At 67.1% G+C, this 22,772-nt stretch carries 25 protein-coding genes; 3 read left to right on the forward strand and 22 right to left on the reverse strand.

Going from position 1 to position 22,772, the window contains the following annotated elements:
• Positions 1-73: 73 nt before the first annotated feature.
• Complete coding sequence (betT, locus tag D8I30_RS12490) at positions 74-2,299, forward strand: choline BCCT transporter BetT (RefSeq protein ID WP_121483032.1); 2,226 nt, start codon at positions 74-76, stop codon at positions 2,297-2,299.
• A 223-nt stretch (positions 2,300-2,522) separates the two neighbouring features.
• On the opposite strand, the gene D8I30_RS12495 is transcribed toward betT, so the two are convergent.
• From D8I30_RS12495 to lipA, 18 genes are all read right to left on the reverse strand, one after another.
• Positions 2,523-3,281, reverse strand: coding sequence for a LysR substrate-binding domain-containing protein (locus D8I30_RS12495; RefSeq protein ID WP_121483033.1), 759 nt, complete (start codon positions 3,279-3,281; stop codon positions 2,523-2,525).
• A gap of 10 nt (positions 3,282-3,291) precedes the next feature.
• Positions 3,292-4,245 (reverse strand): transcriptional regulator GcvA, encoded by a 954-nt coding sequence (gene gcvA / locus D8I30_RS12500; protein WP_121483034.1) that lies wholly within the window; start codon positions 4,243-4,245, stop codon positions 3,292-3,294.
• Positions 4,242-5,246, reverse strand: coding sequence for a cysteine synthase A (locus D8I30_RS12505; protein ID WP_121483035.1), 1,005 nt, complete (start codon positions 5,244-5,246; stop codon positions 4,242-4,244). The genes gcvA and D8I30_RS12505 overlap by 4 nt, the downstream gene beginning before the upstream one ends.
• A 90-nt stretch (positions 5,247-5,336) precedes the next feature.
• Positions 5,337-6,743 (reverse strand): dihydrolipoyl dehydrogenase, encoded by a 1,407-nt coding sequence (gene lpdA / locus D8I30_RS12510; protein WP_121483036.1) that lies wholly within the window; start codon positions 6,741-6,743, stop codon positions 5,337-5,339.
• Positions 6,744-6,745: 2 nt separating this feature from the next.
• On the reverse strand, positions 6,746-7,225 hold the full coding sequence (locus D8I30_RS12515; RefSeq protein ID WP_121483037.1) for a glutathione peroxidase: 480 nt from the start codon (positions 7,223-7,225) through the stop codon (positions 6,746-6,748).
• A gap of 15 nt (positions 7,226-7,240) precedes the next feature.
• The gene (locus tag D8I30_RS12520; RefSeq protein WP_121483038.1) at positions 7,241-8,497 is read right to left on the reverse strand and encodes a pyruvate dehydrogenase complex dihydrolipoamide acetyltransferase; all 1,257 of its coding nucleotides are present in this window, start codon (positions 8,495-8,497) and stop codon (positions 7,241-7,243) included.
• A complete protein-coding gene (locus D8I30_RS12525) occupies positions 8,494-8,802 on the reverse strand; it encodes a DUF5076 domain-containing protein (RefSeq protein WP_121483039.1) in 309 nt (102 codons plus the stop codon). The genes D8I30_RS12520 and D8I30_RS12525 overlap by 4 nt, the downstream gene beginning before the upstream one ends.
• A complete protein-coding gene (locus tag D8I30_RS12530) occupies positions 8,802-9,119 on the reverse strand; it encodes a DUF5076 domain-containing protein (protein WP_121483040.1) in 318 nt (105 codons plus the stop codon). Before D8I30_RS12530 ends, D8I30_RS12525 begins: the two co-directional genes overlap by 1 nt.
• Complete coding sequence (locus D8I30_RS12535) at positions 9,116-10,471, reverse strand: pyruvate dehydrogenase complex E1 component subunit beta (protein ID WP_121483041.1); 1,356 nt, start codon at positions 10,469-10,471, stop codon at positions 9,116-9,118. Before D8I30_RS12535 ends, D8I30_RS12530 begins: the two co-directional genes overlap by 4 nt.
• A 3-nt stretch (positions 10,472-10,474) precedes the next feature.
• Positions 10,475-11,503: a pyruvate dehydrogenase (acetyl-transferring) E1 component subunit alpha gene (gene pdhA / locus D8I30_RS12540; RefSeq protein WP_121483042.1), complete on the reverse strand. Its 1,029-nt coding sequence runs from the start codon at positions 11,501-11,503 to the stop codon at positions 10,475-10,477.
• Positions 11,504-11,617: 114 nt separating this feature from the next.
• On the reverse strand, positions 11,618-11,938 hold the full coding sequence (locus D8I30_RS12545) for an FtsB family cell division protein (protein WP_121483043.1): 321 nt from the start codon (positions 11,936-11,938) through the stop codon (positions 11,618-11,620).
• A gap of 154 nt (positions 11,939-12,092) precedes the next feature.
• Positions 12,093-13,370, reverse strand: coding sequence for a phosphopyruvate hydratase (gene eno / locus D8I30_RS12550; RefSeq protein WP_121483044.1), 1,278 nt, complete (start codon positions 13,368-13,370; stop codon positions 12,093-12,095).
• Between the two features lie 100 nt (positions 13,371-13,470).
• Positions 13,471-14,058, reverse strand: a complete 588-nt coding sequence (locus D8I30_RS12555) for a hypothetical protein (RefSeq protein WP_121483045.1) — start codon at positions 14,056-14,058, stop codon at positions 13,471-13,473.
• Between the two features lie 100 nt (positions 14,059-14,158).
• Positions 14,159-14,341 (reverse strand): 50S ribosomal protein L32, encoded by a 183-nt coding sequence (rpmF, locus tag D8I30_RS12560; protein ID WP_121483046.1) that lies wholly within the window; start codon positions 14,339-14,341, stop codon positions 14,159-14,161.
• Positions 14,342-14,456: 115 nt separating this feature from the next.
• Complete coding sequence (locus D8I30_RS12565; RefSeq protein WP_121483047.1) at positions 14,457-15,020, reverse strand: sugar O-acetyltransferase; 564 nt, start codon at positions 15,018-15,020, stop codon at positions 14,457-14,459.
• A complete protein-coding gene (locus D8I30_RS12570; RefSeq protein ID WP_121483048.1) occupies positions 15,017-16,138 on the reverse strand; it encodes an NAD(P)/FAD-dependent oxidoreductase in 1,122 nt (373 codons plus the stop codon). Before D8I30_RS12570 ends, D8I30_RS12565 begins: the two co-directional genes overlap by 4 nt.
• Before the next feature lie 4 nt (positions 16,139-16,142).
• The gene (locus D8I30_RS12575; protein ID WP_121483049.1) at positions 16,143-16,595 is read right to left on the reverse strand and encodes a type II toxin-antitoxin system RatA family toxin; all 453 of its coding nucleotides are present in this window, start codon (positions 16,593-16,595) and stop codon (positions 16,143-16,145) included.
• A 4-nt stretch (positions 16,596-16,599) separates the two neighbouring features.
• A complete protein-coding gene (lipA, locus tag D8I30_RS12580; protein WP_121483050.1) occupies positions 16,600-17,574 on the reverse strand; it encodes a lipoyl synthase in 975 nt (324 codons plus the stop codon).
• Positions 17,575-17,776: 202 nt separating this feature from the next.
• On the opposite strand from lipA, the gene D8I30_RS12585 reads away from it, so the two are divergent.
• Positions 17,777-19,333 carry an AMP-binding protein gene (locus D8I30_RS12585; protein WP_430805160.1) on the forward strand — a complete coding sequence of 519 codons (1,557 nt, stop codon included), beginning with the start codon at positions 17,777-17,779 and terminating at the stop codon, positions 19,331-19,333.
• A gap of 98 nt (positions 19,334-19,431) precedes the next feature.
• On the forward strand, positions 19,432-19,842 hold the full coding sequence (locus tag D8I30_RS12590) for a DoxX family protein (protein ID WP_121483052.1): 411 nt from the start codon (positions 19,432-19,434) through the stop codon (positions 19,840-19,842).
• Between the two features lie 22 nt (positions 19,843-19,864).
• Here the strand turns inward: D8I30_RS12590 and ygiD are convergent, their stop codons facing one another.
• The 4 genes from ygiD to D8I30_RS12610 all read right to left on the reverse strand — a co-directional run bounded on the left by ygiD (position 19,865) and on the right by D8I30_RS12610 (position 22,641).
• Positions 19,865-20,620 (reverse strand): 4,5-DOPA dioxygenase extradiol, encoded by a 756-nt coding sequence (gene ygiD, locus D8I30_RS12595; RefSeq protein ID WP_121483053.1) that lies wholly within the window; start codon positions 20,618-20,620, stop codon positions 19,865-19,867.
• 4 nt (positions 20,621-20,624) lie between these two features.
• Positions 20,625-21,227: an NAD(P)H:quinone oxidoreductase gene (gene wrbA, locus D8I30_RS12600; protein ID WP_121483054.1), complete on the reverse strand. Its 603-nt coding sequence runs from the start codon at positions 21,225-21,227 to the stop codon at positions 20,625-20,627.
• A gap of 89 nt (positions 21,228-21,316) precedes the next feature.
• A complete protein-coding gene (locus D8I30_RS12605) occupies positions 21,317-21,796 on the reverse strand; it encodes a hypothetical protein (RefSeq protein ID WP_121483055.1) in 480 nt (159 codons plus the stop codon).
• A complete protein-coding gene (locus D8I30_RS12610; protein ID WP_121483056.1) occupies positions 21,781-22,641 on the reverse strand; it encodes a M15 family metallopeptidase in 861 nt (286 codons plus the stop codon). The genes D8I30_RS12605 and D8I30_RS12610 overlap by 16 nt, the downstream gene beginning before the upstream one ends.
• Positions 22,642-22,772: the final 131 nt, after the last annotated feature.

The following is a 22,772-nucleotide window of genomic DNA, read 5'->3' on the forward strand; positions in this document are numbered from 1 at the left end:
TGTCGTCTGATCTGTCGGCCCGTTGCGCACCGGTCGAACGCGCCAAGGCGCCGCGCGGCAGGAGGGACCGTCCGTGTCCGAGCATGCCGCCGATAATGAACCCGGACCTGCGCCTCACGACCAAGCGCCGGAGCTGACGGCGCCGAAGCCTCCTCCGCCGTTGGAGCGCAGTCGGTTCGGCGGCACGGGACGGCGTCACGAAACCCACATCGACGACGACGCGCCGGTCTCGCGCAGCGACCTCAGCAAGGGACCGGCCGAGTTGGTCGAGGACCGCCAGGCCCATGTGAACTGGGGCGTGGTGGCGATTTCGTCGGTCGTTATCCTCGTTTTTTCGATCTGGACGATCGTCATGCCCGACAGCGCGCGCCTGACGATGAAGACCGTCGTGGATTGGATCGCGACGAACCTGGGCTGGTACTATGTGCTGACCGTCACCATCGTGATCGGCTTCGTGCTCTGGGTCGCCCTTTCCAAGGAGGGCAGCGTGCGCCTGGGCCCGGACCATTCGCGGCCGCAGTACAAACTGGTGACCTGGGTGGCGATGTTGTTCGCGGCCGGCGTGGGCATCGACATGTTGTTCTACTCGGTCACCGGCCCCGTGGTGCAGTACCTCAATCCACCTTCCGGCGAGGGAGGAACCGCCTTCGCGCGGCAGGACGCGGTCATCTGGACGATGTTCCACTATGGCGTCGCCGGCTGGTCCATGTATGCGCTTCTGGGCATGGCGATGGGATATTTCGCCTATCGGTGGGGGATGCCGCTGTCGATCCGGGCAGCCCTCTATCCGCTGTTCGGCAAGCGCGTGCGCGGCGCCTTGGGCGACGGCGTCAGCATCATCGCTCTGGTCGGCACGGTGTTCGGGGTGGCGACCTCGATGGGCATCGGCGTGGTTCTGCTGAGCGTGGGGTTCTCGCTGATCTTCGGGCTCCAGCACGGCCTGGCGCTGCAGATCGCGCTGGTCGCGGTCGCGGTGGCCCTGACCATCGCAGCCACGACGTCGGGCGTGGATCGGGGCATCCGCTGGATCTCCGAGCTGAACCTGTGGAGCGCCGCGGCGATGATGCTCTACATCCTTTTCACCGGGCAGACGGCCTTCCTGCTGAACGCCTTGGTCGAGAATATCGGCCGGTTCTTCTTCACCCTTCCCGAACGCACGCTGCAGACCTTCGCCTATGAACCAGGCGGGGCCGAATGGATGGGCGGCTGGACGCTGTTCTTCTGGGCCTTCTGGATGGCGTGGGGTCCCTTCGTCGGGGTTTTCCTCGCCCGGATTTCTCGCGGACGGACCCTGCGCGAGTTCGTGATCGCGGCGATCACGGCGCCCGTGCTGTGCGACTTCTTCATCGTCTCCCTGTTCGGCAATTCAGCCCTTTACGAGGTGCTTCAGGGCAATGTCGCATTCGCCAGACTGGCGGCGGAAAGCCCTGAGGAAGGCTGGTACGCCCTCCTGGCCATGTTTCCCTGGCCTATGGTTCTGATCGGTCTGGCGACGCTCTCGGGGCTGCTGTTCTACCTGACCAGCGCCAACTCTGGCGCCATGGTGACGTCGAACTTCTCCGCCTCCATCCCCGACCCGTCCCACGATGGGCCGAAATGGCTTCGCATTTTCTGGGCCCTGCTGACCGCCTTGCTGGCCGTGGCGATGTTGCTGGCGGGCGGCGTGAGAACGATGGAGTATGCGACCCTCATCTTCGCCCTGCCGGTGACGATCATCGCCTATTTGGTGATGGCCTCCTTCTACAAGGTGTTGCGGATGGAGCGGGCCGATAGGGAAGGGCAGGTGCTGCGGCGACGCACCATCGCGCCCTCGGGCGGCCACCTGCCCGAACGCTCGTGGAAGCAGCGGCTCGAGCGGCTGCGCGCCTTCCCGTCGCTGCGCCAGGTCGGGCAGTTTCTGGACCGCACGGTGCGACCGGCCCTGGATGACGTCGCCGCCGAATTCCGCGATCAGGGATATGATGTCGAACTGACCGCCGTGCCGGGACCCAGCGGCATTGATGAACCCCTGCTGCGGGTATCCTTGGATCGGTTCCGAGCCTTCCATTATCAGGTTGCCGTCGTCGAGGCGCCGGTGCCGATGTTCAGCGGCCGTATGACCCGGGAAACCGACGTCTATTACCGCCTCGAGGTGTTCACCCAGACGGGGTCGGGCGGCTACGACTTGATGGGGCTCACCAAACAGCAGGTCATCGACGACGTGCTGGAGCGATATGAGGCTCACCTGGCCTTCCTGACCCTGTCGGCCGAGACCGACACCGCTTCCGTGCTCACGCCGCCCATGCCTCCCGCCGGGTAGGCATGGGCGGCGTGTCTTGGCGGCGGCCGGTCTGACGGACCTATCTATACGTTTGGAACCAGCGCGATCACGAGATCTTCGCTATCGAAAAGGCGCTTGATCGGATGTCCATGGTCCGAGCTGTCGACGGCGGCAGCCGCATGGGCGCCAGGCTCAGAGAACCTCTACCCATCCGATATTTTCTTCGCATAATATATCTTAGGCGAAAATCACGTTCCGCCGTTCAAAGGTCGTCCACGCTCGCCTCGGCTGCGGATTGGACCTCCTGCTTCAGCCAGGCCGCGAACGCTCTCGCTGGAGCCGAGGCGCCGGTGCGTTTGGTCAGGACGTGATACGCAAGCTCCGTCGTCAGCGTCCCGTCGGCGAACGGCGCGACGAGGCGGCCGGACGCCAGGTCCTCGGCGACGAAGGCGTATGGCGCCAGAGCCACGCCCTGGCCGTGCGCGGCAGCTTCGATGGCCAGCGCGGTCTGATCGAAGCGCGGCCCTGCTTGGGCGTCGATGATCGTCAGGTCGCGCGCCTTCAGCCAGGCGGCCCAGTCCGGACGCGGTTCTTCCAGTTCGCTGGGGCGCAGATGGATCAGGACGTGGCGCGCCAGGTCGGCGGGTCTGCGCAAGGGATTCTCGCCCGTGATCAGCGATGGAGCGCACACCGGCGTTACGTCGGCCGCCAACAGCCGCTCGGACCGCACGCCCGGATAGTCGCCCCGGCCGTAGCGGACGGCCACATCGACCCGCCCACCGCCGACGTCGGCCAGCCGCATATCGGCCGACATCCAGACCTCGATCTCGGGATGGGCGGCGGAAAAGCGCGCGATGCGCGGGGCCAGCCATTTGGCGGCGAAGGACGGCGGCACGCTGACGGCCAGGGCGTGGCGGCGGTCGGGCCGATAGAGCAGGTCCCCTGCCCGTTTCAGATAGTCGAAGCCGTCGCGCAGCAAGGGATAGAGTTCGGCGCCCAGTTCGGTCAGGGCGAAAATCACGTTCCGCCGTTCAAAGGTCGTCCACGCTCGCCTCGGCTGCGGATTGGACCTCCTGCTTCAGCCAGGCCGCGAACGCTCTCGCTGGAGCCGAGGCGCCGGTGCGTTTGGTCAGGACGTGATACGCAAGCTCCGTCGTCAGCGTCCCGTCGGCGAACGGCGCGACGAGGCGGCCGGACGCCAGGTCCTCGGCGACGAAGGCGTATGGCGCCAGAGCCACGCCCTGGCCGTGCGCGGCAGCTTCGATGGCCAGCGCGGTCTGATCGAAGCGCGGCCCTGCTTGGGCGTCGATGATCGTCAGGTCGCGCGCCTTCAGCCAGGCGGCCCAGTCCGGACGCGGTTCTTCCAGTTCGCTGGGGCGCAGATGGATCAGGACGTGGCGCGCCAGGTCGGCGGGTCTGCGCAAGGGATTCTCGCCCGTGATCAGCGATGGAGCGCACACCGGCGTTACGTCGGCCGCCAACAGCCGCTCGGACCGCACGCCCGGATAGTCGCCCCGGCCGTAGCGGACGGCCACATCGACCCGCCCACCGCCGACGTCGGCCAGCCGCATATCGGCCGACATCCAGACCTCGATCTCGGGATGGGCGGCGGAAAAGCGCGCGATGCGCGGGGCCAGCCATTTGGCGGCGAAGGACGGCGGCACGCTGACGGCCAGGGCGTGGCGGCGGTCGGGCCGATAGAGCAGGTCCCCTGCCCGTTTCAGATAGTCGAAGCCGTCGCGCAGCAAGGGATAGAGTTCGGCGCCCAGTTCGGTCAGGGCGATCTGGCGGCCTTCGCGATGGAACAGGGGCGCGCCCGCGTGTTCTTCCAGGATGCGGATCTGCTGGCTGACGGCGCCGGGCGTGACCGAAAGCTCTTCCGCTGCGCGAGTGATGTTCAGGCGACGCGCGGCGGCCTCGAAGGCCTTGAGGGCGTTGAGCGGCGGAATCCGGGTGTCGGCGGCGAGGTCCTTGCGACGGCTCATCGGCTCATCCAGTCCGGGCTCGGCAGGCCGCGGGCGGCCAGGAAGCCGGGGTCATAGATCTTGCTGGCGTAGCGCTGGCCCGGATCGCACAGCACGGTCACGATGGTGTGGCCAGGTCCCAGGTCGCGCGCCATGCGGATCGCGCCGGCGACGTTGACGCCGCTGGAAGGACCGAGCGACAGCCCCTCCTCCTTCACCAGGTCGAACAGGATGGGCAGGAATTCGGCGTCCTCGATGCGATAGGCGTGATCGACCGACAGGCCTTCCAGGTTGCCGGTGATGCGGTTGACGCCGATGCCCTCGGCGATCGAACTGCCCTCGCCTTTCAGCACGCCCTCGGTGAACCAACTGTAGAGCGAGGCGCCCGGCACGTCGGCCAGGCCGATGCGCACGGCCGGCTGGCGTTCGCGCAGGTAGGCGGCCGTCCCCGCCAGGGTCCCGCCCGAACCGACGGCGCAGATGAAGCCGTCCACGCGGCCGTCGGTCTGTTTCCAGATTTCCGGCCCGGTGCCTTCATAGTGGGTCAGGCGGTTGGCCAGGTTGTCGAACTGATCGGCGTAGAAGGCGCCGTTCGGCTCGCTGGCGTTCAGTTCCTCCGCCAGGCGACGGGAGAAATGGACGAAGTGGTTGGGGCTGCTGAAGGGCGCGGGATCGACCTCGATCAGACGGGCGCCGTGAAGGCGCACCGCGCGCTTCTTCTCTTCCGTCTGGGTGCGCGGCATGACGATGACGACGGGATGGCCCAGCGCCGCCCCGACCAGGGCCAGGCCCACGCCCGTATTGCCCGCCGTGCCCTCGACGATGGTTCCGCCGGGTTTCAGCGCGCCCGAGGCCCGCGCCGCGCGGATGATGCTCAGCGCCGCCCGGTCCTTGATCGACCCGCCGACGTTGAGGAACTCGGCCTTGCCCAGGATCTCGCAGCCCGTCGCCTCCGAGGCGCGCTTGAGGCGCACGAGGGGCGTGTTGCCGATCAGGCCGAGGACGTCAGGGGCGACGATCATGGGACGATGAACCGTGGCGAGGAGGAGGTCTTCCTCTTAGCCACAGTTCAGATTTTCTAACAACCGGCGCCGGCCCGGCGCGGGCTCCGGTCAGATGTGGATGACGCGGCCGTAGGCGTCGAGCGCCGCTTCGTGCATGGCCTCGGACATGGTCGGGTGCGGATAGACGATGCCGTGGATGTCTTCCTCGGTCGCTTCCATGGTGATGGCGGTGACGTAGCCCTGGATCATCTCGGTGACGTCGGCGCCGATCATGTGGGCGCCGATCAGGGCGCCGGTCTTGGCGTCGAAGATGACCTTGACGAAGCCCTCGGTCTCGCCCGCGGCGATGGCCTTGCCGTTCACGCGGAAGGGGAAGCGGCCGATCTTGACCTCGCGGTTCTCGGCGCGGGCCCCCTGCTCCGTCACCCCGACCGAGGCGACCTGCGGCTGGGCGTAGGTGCAGCCGGCGATGGGCGAGTTCACGTTCGGCGTCTTGAAGCCGGCGATGTGCTCGGCGGCGTGGATGCCTTCGTGCGAGGCCTTGTGGGCCAGCCAGGGCGCGGCGGCGCAGTCGCCGATGGCGTAGAGGCCCTTGACGTTGGTCTGGCAGTGGCCGTCGGTCTTGATGTGGCCGCGGTCCAGTTCGACGCCCAGCGCCTCCAGGCCGATGCCGTCGGTGTTGGCGGTGATGCCCACGGCCGAGATGCAGACCTCGGCCTCCAGGCTCTCGGCCTTGCCGCCGATCTCGACGTCGACCTTCACGCCCTGGGCGGTCTTGGAGACCTTCGTCACCTTGGCGCCGACCTTGAACTTGATGCCGCGCTTTTCGAAGCCCTTCTGGGCGGTCTTTGAGATCTCCTCGTCCTCGATCGGCATGATGCGGTCGACGGCTTCGACGACCGTCACCTCGGCGCCCAGGGCGCGATAGAAGCTGGCGAACTCGATGCCGATGGCGCCCGAGCCGATGACGACGAAGGACTTGGGCAGCTTCTTCGGCGCCAGGGCGTCGCGATAGGCCCAGATCTTGTCGCCGTCGGCTTCCAGGCCGATCTGCGGCAGGGCGCGGGCGCGGGCGCCGACGGCCAGCATGACCGTCTTGGCCTCGATGGCGCGCGAGCCGCCGGCCTTCAGGGCCACGACGACCTTGGGCGCAGCGGCGCCTTTCTCGAGCTTGGCCGAGCCCTCGATGACCTCGATCTTGTTCTTCTTCATCAGGAAGCCGACGCCCTGATTCAGTTGCTTGGCCACGCCGCGCGAACGCTGGATGATGGCGTCGAAGTCGAACGACGCGCCCGGGGCCGACAGGCCGTAGTCCTTCAGGTGCGACAGGCTCTCGTACTTCTCGCCCGACTTGAGCAGGGCCTTGGTCGGGATGCAGCCCCAGTTCAGGCAGATGCCGCCCAGGTTCTCGCGCTCGACGATGGCCACCTTCAGGCCCAGCTGGCTGGCGCGGATCGCCGCGACATAGCCGCCGGGGCCCGAACCGATGACGACGAGATCGAATTCAGCAGCCATGGTCAGATCAACTTCTCGATGTCGGCCTTGATGGCCGCGGGTTCAGTCTGGGGCGAATAGCGCGCGACGACGCGGCCTTCGCGGTCGGTCAGGAACTTGGTGAAGTTCCACTTGATGGCGCGGGAGCCGAGGAAGCCCTTCTTCTGCTCCGTCAGCCAGGCGTAGAGCGGATGGCGGGTCGGACCGTTGACCTCGATCTTGTCGAACAAGGGGAAGGTCACATCGAAGTTGGTCGAGCAGAAGGCGGCGATTTCCGCCGCCCTCCCCGGTTCCTGGGCGCCGAACTGGTTGCAGGGAAAGCCCAGCACCTCGAACGGCTTGTCCGCGAACGCCTGATGCAGGGCCTCGAGCGCCTTGTATTGAGGCGTGAAGCCGCATTTCGACGCCGTATTGACGATCAGGAGGGCCTGGCCCCGCCAGTTGTCCAGCGGGACCTCCGCGCCGTTGATGGCGCGGGCGGAGAAGTCATAGACCGAGGTCATGACTTCACCCTCCCCTTACGCCAGCATCGCCACGGGGTCTTCGATCAGCGGCTTGAACGCCTGCAGGAAGCGGGCGCCCGTCGCGCCGTCGACCACGCGGTGATCGCAGGTCAGGGTCACGGTCATGACGGTGGCCGGCACGATCTGGCCGTCCTTGACGACCGGACGTTGCTCGCCGGCGCCCACGCTCATGATGCAGCCCTGGGGCTCATTGATGATCGAGGTGAACTGCTTGATGCCGAACATGCCCAGGTTGGACACCGAGAAGGTGCCGCCCTGGAACTCTTCCGGCTTCAGCTTGCGCTCACGCGCGCGCTTGGCCAGGTCCTTGGACTCGGTCGCGATCTGGGCCAGGCCCTTGGTCTCGGCCTTGCGGATGATCGGGGTGATCAGCCCGCCGTCGATCGCCACCGCCATGGAGACGTCGGCGTTGTGGTGCATGGCAATGCCTTCGGGGGTGTAGGAGGCGTTCGCCTCCGGCACCATCTTCAGGGCCAGGGCCGCGGCCTTGATGACGAAGTCGTTCACCGAGACCTTGATGCCCTGCGGCTCCAGCATCTTGTTCACCTTGGCGCGGACGGCCATCAGCTGGTCGATCTCGCAGTCGATGAACAGCGGGAAGTGCGGCACGTTCTGGATGCTGTCGACCATGCGACGCGCCACGGCCTTCTTCATCCCGTCCAGCGGGATCAGGTCGTAGGTGCCGTCGGCGATGCCCATCTGGGCCAGCGACAGGGCCGGACGCGGCGCGGCGGCGGCGGGCGCTGCGGCAGCCGAGGCGGCCGGCTGGGCGCCGCCCTTGCCTGCGGCTTCCACGTCGCGCTTGACAATGCGGCCGTGCGGGCCGGTGCCCGTGATCGTCTTCAGGTCCAGGCCGGCCTGGGCCGCCAGACGGCGCGCCAGGGGCGAGGAGAAGACGCGGGCGCCGTCAGCGGCCTTCGGCGCGGCCGGAGCCGGTTGGGCTGCGGCCTTGGGAGCCTCCGCCTTCGGCGCTTCGGCCGGGGCGTCCGCCTTCTTGGGCGCGGGCGCGACCGCGTCGCCGGACAGGCGGGCGATCGGGGTGTTGACCTTCACGCTCTCCGTGCCTTCAGGCACCAGGATTTCCAGCACTTCGCCTTCGTCCACGGCTTCGACTTCCATCGTCGCCTTGTCGGTCTCGATCTCGGCGATCACGTCGCCGGCCGACACGGTGTCGCCGACCTTGACGTGCCACTTGGCCAGAACGCCCTCTTCCATCGTCGGCGACAGGGCCGGCATCAGGATGTCGGTCATTGGGCGGTCTCCGTCTGTGCGCTTTCGGCCGCCTTCGCGTGGGCTTTGTCCCAACTGTCGCAGATGGCCTTGAACGCCTGGGCCTGATCCAGGCCGTGATGTTCGGCGTAGGCATGGGAATAGACCCAGGCCATCTCAGCCAGGACAACTCCCATGTTGCCCGGCTCCTGAAGAGCCGGACGAAGGTTCATGAGCGGACCCGACCCGTTCCACCAGACGCGGGCGAGTTCCAGCACCTGGTCTTCCGGCGCGTCGAGGCCTTCCGGAATGGGCAGGGCGCGAGCTTCGAGGGCAGCAACGTCCATCAGGCGTTCCCCACCGGTTGGGTCGCAGGCTCGGCGACAGTGCGGACGTTGTCCGCCTTGATCACGTCGCTGAGCCCTTGGAGGATGCGGTCGTACGCGGCTTTTTCATTGTGGCCGTGACGCACGGCGTAGCCGTGCGCCATGTGGCGGGCGGCGTAGGCCAGCATTTCCCCAAACTTGATGGGGTCGGCGAAGGCGGGTTTGACCGCCATCACCGGCTCGTCCTTGGACCACCACATGCGGAGAAGTTCGACCGCGCCCTCGTCGGCGGCGACGCTCTCCGGCACGGTCAGTTGGAACTCGGCGACCTCGCTCACGCCATCACCTTCTTCACGGCGGCGACGATCTTGTCGACGCCCGGCAGCGACAGGGCTTCCAGATTGGCGGCGTAGGGCAGCGGCACGTCTTCCTGGTGCACGCGCAGCGGCGGGGCGTCCAGGTAGTCGAAGGCGTGCTCGATCACGCGGGCGACCACTTCGGCGCCGACGCCCATCGGACCCCAGCCCTCTTCGGCCGAGACCAGACGGTTGGTCTTCTTGACGCTCTCGACGATGGTCTCGTGATCCAGCGGACGCAGGGTGCGCAGGTCGACGACCTCGACCGAAATGCCTTCCTCGGCCAGCTTTTCAGCGGCCTGCAGGGCGAAGCCGACCATGCGGCTGTGCGCCGTGATGGTCACGTCCGTGCCTTCGCGGCGGACCTTGGCCTTGCCGATCGGCACGATGTAGTCCTCGACGTCCGGCACGTCGAACTCGTGGCCGTACATCATCTCGTGTTCGAGGAAGACGATCGGGTTCGGGTCGCGGATCGCGGCCTTCAGCAGGCCCTTGGCGTCGGCGGCGTCGTAGGGCGCCACGACCTTCAGGCCCGGGATCTGGGCGTACCAGGCGGAATAGTCCTGGCTGTGCTGGGCTGCCACGCGCGAAGCGGCGCCGTTCGGGCCGCGGAACACGATGGGGCAGCCCATCTGGCCGCCCGACATGTAGAGCGTCTTGGCCGCCGAGTTGATGATGTGGTCGATCGCCTGCATGGCGAAGTTCCAGGTCATGAACTCGACGATCGGCTTCAGGCCCGCGAAGGCGGCGCCGACGCCCAGGCCGGCGAAGCCGTGCTCGGTGATCGGGGTGTCGACCACGCGGCGGTCGCCGAATTCCTGCAGCAGGTCGCGGCTGACCTTATAGGCCCCCTGATACTGGGCGACTTCCTCGCCCATCAGGAAGACGTTCTCGTCGCGGCGCATTTCCTCGGCCATGGCGTCGCGCAAGGCGTCGCGGATGGTCGTCTTGACCAGCTTGGCGCCGGCCGGGATTTCCGGATCGCGCAGCTCGACCTTGGGCTTGGCCGGGGCATCGGCAGGCGCGCCCTCAGGCTTGGCCTCAGGGGCGACGGCCGCAGGAGCTTCTGCCTTGGGCGCGGGCGCGGCGGCGCCGTCTTCGCCCGCCAGGCGGGCGATCGGGGTGTTGACCTTCACGCCCTCGGAGCCTTCCGGCACCAGGATCTCCAGCACTTCGCCCTCGTCGACGGCTTCGACTTCCATCGTCGCCTTGTCGGTCTCGATCTCGGCGATCACCTGGCCGGCCGACACGGTGTCGCCCGCCTTGATGTGCCATTTGGTCAGGGTGCCCTCTTCCATCGTGGGAGACAGCGCCGGCATCAGAATGTCCGTCACGTATCAGGCCTCCACGTAGACGTCGGTGTAGAGCTCGGACGGGTCCGGCTCAGGGCTCTCTTGAGCGAATTGCACGGCTTCGGCGACGATGGCCTTCACCTCGTTGTCGATCGCCTTCAGCTCGTCCTCGGTCGCCTTGGCGGCGGCGAGCAGCATCTTGACGTGATCGATGGGGTCGCGGGTCTTCTTGACCTCGTCCACCTCTTCCTTGGTCCGGTACTTGGCCGGGTCGGACATGGAGTGGCCGCGATAGCGGTAGGTCTTGACCTCGAGGATGTAGGGGCCGCCGCCTTCGCGAGCGCGCTTCACGGCGCGGGCCGCGGCGTCGCGCACGGCCAGCACGTCCATGCCGTCGACCTGCTCGCCCGGAATGCCGAAGCTGGCGCCGCGCATGTAGAGCTCGGTCGTGGACGACGAGCGTTCGATGCTCGTGCCCATGGCGTACTGGTTATTCTCGATGATGTAGATGGCCGGCAGCTTCCACAGCTGGGCCATGTTGAAGCTCTCGTACACCTGACCCTGGTTCGAGGCGCCGTCGCCGAAATAGACGAAGCTGACCGAGTCGTCGCCGCGGTACTTGCCCGAGAAGGCCAGGCCCGTGCCCAGCGCCACCTGGGCGCCGACGATGCCGTGGCCGCCGTAGAAGCCGGTCGGCACGTCGAACATGTGCATCGAACCGCCCTTGCCGCGCGCAGAGCCCCCGACGCGGCCGGTCAGTTCGGCCATGACCTCGTTCGGGTCCATGCCCGCGGCCAGCATGTGGCCGTGGTCGCGATAGCCGGTGATGATCTTGTCGTGGCCCTGCTTGACGCTTTCCTGGACCCCGACCGCCACGGCTTCCTGGCCGATGTACAGGTGGCAGAAGCCCCCGATCAGCCCCATGCCGTACAGCTGGCCGGCGCGCTCTTCAAAGCGGCGGATCAGCAGCATCTCGCGATAGAAACGCAGCAGGTCTTCCTTGGAAGCCTGAGGCGTGTTCGGAATTTTATCGCCCGCGCTGGGCGAGGATTTCTGAGCGGCGGCTTTCGCCATCCGGCATCTCCCGGCTTACACCCCGATTTTCAGGGACTCTTATTGTTACGGAAAGGGGCTTTAGCAGCCTTCGTTCCCGAAACGCAAAGCGGCCAGCCAGGCTGTAACAATAGTTCAGGAGGTTCGCGTCGCGTCCAGGTTGTGTGCGACCGGCGTGTTCAGACGCACGACATAGTCGCGCGGGTCGGCAAAACCGATGACCGCCCTCGCCCGCTCCTCCAGCAGGTCCCTGGACAGGCTCTCGGTACGCAGATAGCGGACCCGCACCTCCAGGTCGTGGCGTTGTTCAGACAGGCGGGCCAACTGGGTCTGGCGCTCCGCCAGCAAGGCGTCCCGTTCCGCGCCGCTCAGCAGCCCGCGCTCCCCCGTCAGAGCCTGAACGCCGAGGTAGGCGATCAGGAACAGCAGAAAGAGAGACGGCAGGTAGGGCTTCATCTGCTCGGGCACGGCGGACGCTCCTTCTGAGCGCACATGAACACGGTGACCTATCAGTGAGCGAAAATGCCTAACGAACCGTAGCTTGACCGCAATTGGGAACGCCGCCCCCGAGGATCGGAGGCGGCGTCCAGCACATCTTCGTGAGTTGTGCTTATTTCAGCAGCATGCCGTCGCCGAAGTAGGCGGCCTGGTCGCCCAGCATCTCCTCGATGCGCAGCAGTTGGTTGTACTTCGCCGTCCGATCCGAGCGGGCCAGCGAGCCGGTCTTGATCTGACCGCAGTTGGTGGCCACCGCCAGGTCGGCGATGGTCGAGTCCTCGGTCTCGCCCGAACGGTGCGACATGACGGCGGTGTAGCCGGCGCGGTGCGCCATATCGACGGCGTCCAGCGTCTCGGACAGGGTGCCGATCTGGTTGACCTTGATCAGGATGGAGTTGGCCAGGCCCTCGCCGATGCCCGCGGCCAGGCGACGCGGGTTGGTCACGAACAGATCGTCGCCGACCAGTTGGACGCGGTCGCCCAGGCGGTCCGTCAGCAGCTTCCAGCCGTCGAAATCATCCTCGGCGCAGCCGTCCTCGATCGAGACGATCGGGAAACGTTCGACCAGATCGGCTAGGTAGTTGACCATGCCCTCGGCGTCGAAGGACTTGCCTTCACCGGTCAGCTCATACTTGCCGTTCTTGAAGAACTCGGTCGAGGCGACGTCCAGCGCCAGGTGGAAGTCCTCGCCCGCCAGATAGCCGGCCGCCTGACCCGCCTTGGTGATGAAGGTCAGGGCTTCATCGGCCGACGCCAGGTTCGGGGCGAAGCCGCCCTCGTCGCCGACGTTGGTGTTGTGGCCGGCGTCCTTCAGAGCCTTCTTCAGGGCGTGGAAGATTTCGGCGCCCATGCGCAGGCCTTCCGAGAAGCTCTCGGCGCCCGTCGGCATGATCATGAATTCCTGGATGTCGATCGGGTTGTCGGCGTGGGCGCCGCCGTTGATGATGTTCATCATCGGCGTCGGCAGGATGCGGGCCGAGACGCCGCCGATGTAGCGGTGCAGCGGCAGGCCGGCCGAGATGGCGCTGGCCTTAGCCACGGCCAGGGACACGCCCAGCATGGCGTTGGCGCCCAGACGCGACTTGTTCTCGGTGCCGTCCAGCTCGAGCAGGGCCTCGTCGATGCGGCGCTGGTCCTCGGCGTCCATGCCGGAGAGGGCGTCGAAGATCTCGCCGTTGACGGCGTCGACCGCCTTCTCGACGCCCTTGCCGCCCCACAGGTCCTTGTCGCCGTCGCGCAGTTCGACGGCTTCGTGCGCGCCGGTCGAGGCGCCCGAGGGCACGGCGGCGCGGCCGAAGCTGCCGTCCTCCAGGATCACGTCCACCTCGACCGTCGGATTGCCCCGGCTGTCGAGAATCTGGCGGGCGACGATGTCGGCGATGTCGGTCATGGAAGACGCTCTGTCTTGAAGAAAGGGATGTCGGAGGCGTTTAGCCCGCCCCCGCCAAATCTCCAACCAGCCAGGCGGGGGCCGCCGATGCATGGCCGGATCAGGCGCATCCCTCGACATATTGGATCGATGGGCCGCCGCCCGCGATCCGCACGACGCGGCCGTCGCGGCCGATTTCATATTTCAGGCCCCGTGCGGCCGGACCCGCATGGTCAGGGGTCGTCCAGACGAAGAGATATTCCGCCGGGGCGGCCTCATACTTATGGGGCATGGCCTGGACCTGGTCGCCATAGACGCGACGCACCTCCGCTGCGGCATCGCCGATATTCAGGGCGCGGTTCGTCTCGGCGGCGGCGGGCGGGTCCAGCCAGACGCTGGTCAGAACCCCGCCCTCGACCATGGCCATCACTCCCGCCGGGGCGTCGCGCGGATGGAACAAGGTGCAGGCGGCCGGATCGGGACCGCCGACAGCGTCCGGGCGCGAATCGGGCCCCATGGCCGCCTCGACCTCGGCGCGGCTCATCCCGATCTTCAACGGGCCGAAGCCCTGGGCCGTCAGCTTGTCCGCTGCTGAGACAGGCACGCCGGGCGCGCTTTCAATGGGCGGCGCCGAAACTTGCTGCGGGGGAGAGTCACAGGCCGACAGGGCCAGGACGGCGGCCGGGAACAGGACGGCGAAACGGGTCATGCGGCGTTTCCGAAACAATGAGCGTCGGAGGGGCAACGCAAAAACGGCGCGCGAGAACCTCGCGCGCCGTCAAAATCTCACATCGGACGATGTGAACGCCTTAGTCTTCCTTGGGCGTCAGAACCTGGCGGCCGCGGTACATGCCGGTCTTCAGGTCGACGTGGTGCGGACGACGCAGTTCGCCAGTGTCCTTGTCTTCGACATAGGTGTTGGCGCCCAGGGCGTCGTGAGCACGACGCATGTTGCGACGCGAGGGGGAAGTTTTGCGCTTCGGAACGGCCATGTCCGTCTCAATCTCTAAGTCGGTGCGCCGGTGAGGACGCGAAAACAACAGCGGCGGCCCCCCGATTAAGAGCCGCCACGCGAGGGCGGGCTTATGCATGAAGACGCAACCGATTTCAAGGGTGTCCGTCGGATGACAGACGCTTGATGATCTTCGCCGGATTTCCGGCGATCACGACATCGGATGGGACATCCCTGGTCACGACGGCCCCCGCGCCGATCACGACTCGATCGCCGACCGTCACTCCGGCCAGAACGATGGCGCCGCCGCCGATCCAGACGTCGTCGCCCAGGCGAATCGGACGGGCGCTTTCCACGCCGAATCGCCGCTGCGCCGCGTCTAGCGGGTGTTCCGGCGTCAGCAACTGCACGCCAGGCCCGCACTGGAAGTCGTCGCCGATGCGAATCTCGGCGCAATCCAGGAAGACGCTGTTGGCGTTGACGAAGGCGCGCGCGCCCAGGTGGATATTGTCGCCATAGTCGCAGAAGAAGCCGGGCATGATCGCCGCCGCGCCGTCAGTCGCGTGAACCAGGTCGTTGACCAGGAGGCGCCGCTTTTCGCGATCCGGTTCCTGATTGATTCGCATGGTCAAGCCGACCGCTCGAGCCCGACCCGCCACCAGATCCGCGTCGCCGGGATCATAGGCCAGGCCGGCCAGCATCTTCTCGCGTTCGGTCATGCCGCCTCCAGCAGCGCGTCGGCCACGGCCTCGCCGATGGCCAGGGAACTGGTCAGGCCGGGGCTTTCGATGCCGAACAGGGCCATCAGGCCCTCCAGCCCGTGATTCGCGACGCCGTGCAGCTGGAAGTCCGGCTGGGGCTCGCCCGGTCCGTGCAGCTTGGGGCGGATGCCGGCGTAGTCGGGCGTCAGCCGCTCGACCGTGACGCCAGGCCAGAAGCGGCGGATGTAGCGGGCGAACTCCTCAGCCTTGGCCGGATCGACGGAATAGTCCTCGACCTCGACATAGGCCAGGTCGGGGCCGAACACGCCCTGCCCGCCCAGGTCCTTGCGATAGTGGGTGCCCAGCGCGCCGGGGATCGGCGGCGGATAGATCAAGCGGTTGAACGGCGCGGGGCCTGTCAGGCGGAAATAAACGCCCTTGCCCAGGTGGCGGGCCGGAATGTCGGTAACTGGATAGCCCTCGATCGCCGCCGCGACGCTTTGGGCTGACAGGCCCGGCGCCGTGATCAGAAGGCGGCTGGTCAGGGCGGTCGCCCCCTCCCCGCCGACGCGGATCGTGAAGCCGCCCCCCGGCAGGGCCTCCGCGCCCTCGAACGGCGCCGAGGTCACGACCGAACCGCCGGCGTCCTCGATCTCGCCCTGCAAGGCCAGCATGTAGCCGTGGCTGTCGAACACTCCGCTCTCGGGCGACAGGATGGCGGCGTGGGCGTTCAACTCGGGCTCCAGCGTCCGCGCCTGGACGCCGGACAGATGCTCCAGACCCTCGACGCCGTTGGTCGTCGCCTGCTGGAAGATGGCCTCGATGCGCGGAACCTCGGCTTCTTCGGTCGCCACGACCAGTTTGCCGCACTTCCAGAAGTCGATCTTGTGGCTCTCCAGGAAGGCATAGAGGGCGCGCCGGCCCTGCACGCAGAACTGCGCCTTCAGCGAGCCCGTCGGATAGTAGAGCCCGCCGTGGATGACCTCGGAATTGCGCGAGGACACGCCCTGGCCGATGTGGGGCTCCTTCTCCAGCACCAGCACGGTCATGCCCCGCTTCGCCAGCGCCCGGCCGCAGGCCAGCCCCACAGCCCCCGCGCCCACGACCGTCGCATCGAAGTCGAAAGGCGCACCCATGGTCCTACCTCTTGCCGTAGAGGGCCTTGGCCCGGCCCTCGAAACACTGGATCAGCTTGTCGACCGCCCGGTCGAAATTCGCCTGCAGCATCATGTCCAGCATGCGCGACTTGAAGGCGAAGTCGATCATGAATTCCAGCCGCGTCCCTTCAGGGTGCGGGTGAAACTCCCAGCGGTTCTTCAGGTGCTTGAACGGACCGCGGATCAGGCCGACCTCGACCTTGGGCGCGTGGACGTCGTGACGCACCCAGGTCGCGAACTTCTCGGTCAGGAAGGCGAAACCGACCCCGGCCTCGGCGTCCAGCAGGCGCACGCCCGGCGCCTCCTCCCGCAGGTTCCAGACGCGCATGGCGGTGATCCACGGCACGAACTCGGGATAGGCGCGCACGTCCGCCACCAGGGCGGCGAGCTGTTCCGGCGCATAGGGCAGAATGCGCGTTACGCGATGGAGGGCCAAAGGATCAGCGGCCGTTCCGGGACGACAGCTGAGCCTCGCGCGCCGCCTTCAACCGGGCGAAGTCGTCGCCCGCGTGGTGCGACGAACGCGTCAGCGGCGAGGACGACACCATCAGGAAGCCCTTGGCCCGCGCGATCGCCTCATAAGCCTTGAACTCTTCAGGCGTGACGAAGCGGTCGATCGGGGCGTGCTTGCGCGTCGGCTGGAGGTATTGGCCGATGGTGATGAAGTCGACGCCCGCGGAGCGCATGTCGTCCATCACCTGCATGACCTCTTCCTTGGTCTCGCCCAGGCCGACCATGATGCCCGACTTGGTGAACTGGTTCGGGTCGCGCTCCTTGACCATCTGCAGCAGGCGCAGCGAGTGGAAGTAGCGGGCGCCCGGCCGGATCTTCAGATAGAGGCGCGGAACGGTCTCGAGGTTGTGATTGAAGACGTCGGGCCTGGCGTCGATCATCACCTCGGCCGCGCCGTCCTTGCGCAGGAAGTCGGGCGTCAGGATCTCGATGGTGGTGTTCGGCGCCTGCACGCGGATCTGGCGCACCACTTCAGCGAAGTGGGCGGCGCCGCCGTCCGACACGTCATCGCGGTCCACCGAGGTGATGACGACGTGGTTCAGGCCCATCTGGGCCACGGCCAGACCGACCTTGCCAGGTTCTTCCGGGTCCAGCGGCTGCGGCAAGCCGGTCTTCACGTTGCAGAAGGCGCAGGCCCGCGTGCAGGTGTCGCCCATGATCATCAGGGTGGCGTGCTTCTGGCTCCAGCACTCGCCGATGTTCGGGCACGCCGCCTCTTCGCAAACCGTGACCAAGCCCTTGGAGCGCACGATTTCCTTGGTGGCGTTATACTGGCCCGAGCCGGGCGCCTTGACGCGCAGCCAGTCAGGTTTCTTCAGAACAACCGAATCCGGCCGGTTCTGCTTTTCCGGGTGACGAAGCTCGGACGGCTTCTTCTGCAGGGTGTCGATCAGCGTGACCATCGCCGGCGGTCTGGCTCCTGTTTCTGACGGCGGTATGTCGGACTTCCGGCCTTCAAACGCAAGGCACAGTCGGTTTCAGTCCGACAGCGGAACGGTCTCACGCGACGTTACGCATCTTTTCAAGGCGACCTTACGTCACTAGGTTCCGGCCTCCGGTAACCGAGAGAGCCGCTTCAGAGCTCTCCGAAGGAGGACGTGCTTGCTGCGGGCAGCCCTGGACCCCAAGGTCTATGATGAGACTTTGTTCGACGCGCTGATCGATGCGCGCGCCCGCTACGGCGACAAGGAGATTCTGGAGGACCAGGATCGCCACCCCCTGACCTATACCGGCCTGATCCGGGCCGCCTTCGTCCTGGGCCGCAAGATCGCGCGCCTGACCCAGCCGGGCGAGCGCGTCGGCGTGCTGCTGCCGTCCAGCGCGGGCGTGGTGGTGACCTTCTTCGCCCTGCACGCCTTCGGCCGCGTGCCGGTCATGCTGAACTTCACCTCGGGCGAGGCCAATCTGAAGGCGGCGCTGAAGACCGCCGGCGTGAAGAAGATCCTGTCGGCCAAGCGCTTCACTGCCCAGGCCAAGCTGGACGACCTGATGGAGGCCCTGGGCGACGTCGCCGAGGTCATCTGGCTGGACGACATCCGCAAGACCATCGGCCTGGCCGACAAGCTGTACGGCCTCAGCGCCGGGATGGCGCCCAAGCGGTTCCGCGTGAAGACCGCCCCGGATGCGGCGGGCGTGGTCCTGTTCACCTCGGGCAGCTTCGGCGCGCCCAAGGGCGTGGTGCTCAGCCAGAAGAACCTGGTCGCCAACGCGCGCCAGGTCGCGGCCCACATCGACCTGGACCCCGACTGGGTCATGTTCAACCCGCTGCCGACCTTCCACTGCTTCGGCCTGACAGGCGGGGTCATCCTGCCGCTGCTGCAGGGGCTGAAGGCATTTGAATACCCCTCGCCGCTGCACGCCAAGCAGATCACCGACCTGCTGCCCCAGGTGAATGCATCCATCCTGTTCGCCACGGACACCTTCCTGAATCAGTACGCCCGTGTGGCCGAGCCGGGCGACTTCGCCACCTTGAAGTTCGCTGTGGCGGGGGCCGAGAAGGTGCGCGAAGAGACCCGCGCCGCCTTCGACGCCAAGTTCGGCGGCCTGGCCCTGCTGGAAGGCTATGGCGCGACCGAGGCGGCGCCCGTGGTGGCGGTGAACCATCCCGACCGCAACCGGCCCGGCACGGTGGGCCAGATCCTGCCGGGCATGGAATACCGGATCGAGCCGGTCGAGGGCATCGAGGTCGGCGGCCGTCTGTTCCTGCGCGGACCGAACGTGATGGAAGGCTACATCGCGCCGAACGATCCCGACAATCTGGAGCCCCTGGCCGACGGCTGGCACGACACGGGCGACATCGTCGACATCGATTCCGAGGGCTACATCACCATCCTGGGCCGGGCGAAACGCTTCGCCAAGATCGGCGGCGAGATGGTGTCCCTGACGGCGGTCGAGGGCATGGCCGGCGCGGTCTGGCCGACCGGACATCACGCCGTTGTCGCCGTGCCGGACAGCAAGAAGGGCGAGCGCCTGGTCCTGGTCACCGACGCTGTCGACGCCGAGGCCGCCCGGCTGTCCGAATGGGCCCGCGACAATGGCGCGCCCGAGCTGGCCGTGCCGCGCCGGATCGTCAAAATTCCGGCCATCCCCGTGCTGGGCACAGGCAAGACCGACTATGTCGCCATTCAGAAGATGGTCGAGGACGAATTGAGGGCGGCCTGATCGCGATAATGGTGCAAGGAGCGGCTTGCCGTTCGTCGAGCTTGGCATAACCTCCGCAAGATCGCCCTCGTCCGGGGGCGTTGGAACGAGGAGACGACATGGCCCGATCGACATCCCTTTCCGCCTGGGAACCGCACCTTCTCAGCATCCTGCGCATTGTCGCAGGGCTCCTGATCCTGCAGCACGGCGCGCAAAAGATTCTGGGCTTTCCGCCGGGCGGGTCCGGCGGCGGGGTGGACCTTTCGACGCTCGCGGGGTGGTCAGGCCCGATTGAACTGATCGGCGGCGTCTTGATCGTGATCGGCCTGTTCACCCGTCAGGCGGCCTTCGTCCTGTCGGGCTTCACCGCCGTGGCCTACTGGACGGTCCACGCGCCGCAAAGCCCCTACCCCATCAACAACGGCGGGGAGCTGGCGGTCCTCTACTGCTTCGTCTTCCTGTATCTGGTCTTCGCCGGACCGGGGCCGTGGTCTCTCGACAGCGCCTTGCGCGGCGGTCGGCGCCGCTGATGCGCGCGACGCGGCGTTCGGATCAGCCGATCCGGACGCCCGTCATCGAGATCGAGCCGCCCTCGATCACATCGTTGAAGAAGCGCAAGGCCTCGCCCGGCGCCTGCTGGGCGGCGACATAGAGCAGCGGCAGATAGTGCTCGTCCGTGGGTACGCTGAGCTGCGCCTGTTCGGCCAGGTGAACCCAGTCGATCAGGGCCTCGTGGTCGCCCGCCGTGAAGGCGCGCTTGACCGCCTCGTTGAAATCGATGGCCCAGTCGTAAGGCTCGCCGCCCGCCCGCTTCCACGTGCGCAGATTGTGCACGAAGTCGCCCGACCCGGCGACGACCACGCCCTCGTCCCGCAGCGGGCGCAGCCGCTGGGCCAGTTCGTAGTGTCCGCGCGCGTCGATGGTGCGGTCCAGCGACAGCTGCACCACGGGCACGTCGGCGTCCGGCCAGACATGGGCCAGGACGGACCATGTCCCATGGTCCAGTCCCCATTGGGTCGTCTGAACCGCGCCGGTCAGCTCCGCGACCCGGGCCGCCAGCGAAGGCGATCCGGGCGCGGGATACTGCATGGCGTGAAGTTCCGGCGGGAAGCCTCCGAAATCATGGATGGTTTCCGGCCGGTCTTGCGCCGTCACGCCCAGCCCGCGCGTCTCCCAGTGGGCCGAGACCATGACAACGCCCTTGGGCTTGCCGATCTCCTCCCCCAGCGCGCGCCAGGCGTCCGCGAAAGGACCGCCCAGGGCGTTCATGGGAGAGCCGTGGCCAAAGAAAATAGCGGGCTGGCGCATGAGTTTAACCGTGCAGCTTCTTCGCGATTTCCGCGATATGTTTGCCCTGGAAACGGGCGCCGTCCAGCTCGTTCTCGCTGGGCATGCGCGAGCCGTCGCCCTTGGTCAGGGTCGTGGCGCCGTACGGCGTGCCGCCGGTGATCTCGTCCATGGTCATCTGACCCGCGAAGGAATACGGTAGGCCGACCACCACCATGCCCTGGTGCATGAAGTAGTTGTGCAGGCCGCCGAAGGTCGTCTCCTGGCCGCCGTGCTGCGTGGCCGAGGCGCTGAAGGCGCCGCCGACCTTGCCGATCAGCTTGCCCTGAGCCCACAGGCCGCCCGTCTGGTCGAGGAAGGCGCGCATCTGCGAAGCCGCCGTGCCGAAGCGGGTGCCGGCGCCGATGATGATGGCGTCATAGTCGGCCAGTTCGGCCACGGTCGCGATCGGCGCGGCCTGATCCATCTTGTAGCCCGAGTTGCGCGCCAGCTCTTCCGGCACGGTCTCCGGAACACGCTTGATGTCCACCACGGCTCCTTCGACCTGGCGCGCGCCCTCGGCGACGGCTTCGGCCATCGTTTCGATGTGGCCATAGGTCGAGTGATACAGGACGAGAATCTTGGGCATGGACGCTCCGGCAAATCTGAATCGATGCATACAGCAACTGCATCAGTGTCAGATTTAGCGTCATGTTGCAGCGCCGCAAGCCCTCTATGTCAATTTTCTGAACTATTCGCCAGCGGGCAGACCCGCTCATAGAAAGCGTGGTCCGCTGGCGCGGCGGCCCCGCGCATCAACAGAAACCGATGCTCGACCACCATGGCCTGCTGCTCGATGTTCAGCTCAAGCCACTCGCAGCGCTCGTCGATCGAATAGACATAGGCGCCTGGGCCGTCCCCCGCCTTCAGCTTGCCGGTCAACAGATTGACCCCGTTCTGCGCCTGCCAGACATGAACCAGTTCATGAATGAATACCGCCTGAACCCTTAGCGGCGCCTGCGCCAGATCCGGCGGCAATGTCGCTCTGGGCCAGATGATCCAGTCGCGTCCGAACCAGCGCCCCGGCACGAAGGCCCGGTTGAACGGCCACGGCGCGCCGAGGAAGCGGATGTCGTCCAGCCGCAGGTCGCACCCGAACACCTCGCGCGCCAGCGTCGCCTCGGCCTGGGTCAGCGCCCGGATCACCGCCCGACCCATTCCCAATGCCAGGGCTCATACACATAGGGCACGAAGCCGAACCGCCCCGCGTTTCTGACCAGCCAGCGGTAGGCCGGCGTCTGGCTCATGTAGCGGCGGCTGTGCGGATCGGTGGAATCGACGCCCAGCCCGTGCAGGTGGCCGACATAGAGGTCGACCGCCGTGCCCGTCCGATGCGGCGAACAGGCCGCGCGCCGCAAGCCGTCGCAATTGCCCTCGCGCGCGCAGCGAGCCGCATCGGCCTCGGGGTCGCGGAAGGAGGAGAAGATGCGCAGCAGTTCGGGATCGGCGGCGATGTCGGGAACCTCCGCGCGGGCGGCGGCGGCCATCTCGCGATAGGCCTCCAGCACGTCGCGGCGCAGCAGGCGAGTCAGCCGCTCGGCGTGTTCCTCGCCCGTGGTCAGATAGGCCAGGTCCGCGATCGGCGGCGGCTCGGGACATTCGCCCCCCACCCGCGCCATGACGAAGGGGCGCCGCTCCTGCCACAGGCCGCGCAGCACCTGGAAGGTCGCCTGATCGAAGCGTCCGCTGGCCGTCAATCCGAAGCGGGCCTGGAACGCCGCCAACGCCTCGGCGAACCCCGGCGAGGCCGGGTCGCAGGGCGAGCCTACCTCCTGCTGGATCAGGGGCGCATAGGCTTCCCACCCCATTTCCGCAGGACCGAAGGGCGTCCATTCCAGCGCGTAGAGGGAGATGGCGTTGGCCTCGGCCGTTTCGTCCCACGCGCCCGACGCGCGGTCGCAAACCTGGACGGCAGGAATCGGGGCGTCGTCGTTCGCCCAGGCGGTCCCGGCGGCGGACAGGGCCAGGATCGCCGCGACGAATGAAACAGACGCTCTCCACATCCCGCCAGCAGGCCTCAGGACGGAGACCGCCGCAAGCCCCTGTTTGCGTCCTGTCCCCGCCTTCGCGCGCCCGACGAAAACCGGCATGGTGAAGCTGCGGCCGACTCGCGCCGCCTCGGGGTCCTGACCGT

The sequence above is a fragment of the Brevundimonas naejangsanensis genome (genome assembly GCF_003627995.1).
Lineage (GTDB): Bacteria > Pseudomonadota > Alphaproteobacteria > Caulobacterales > Caulobacteraceae > Brevundimonas > Brevundimonas naejangsanensis_B.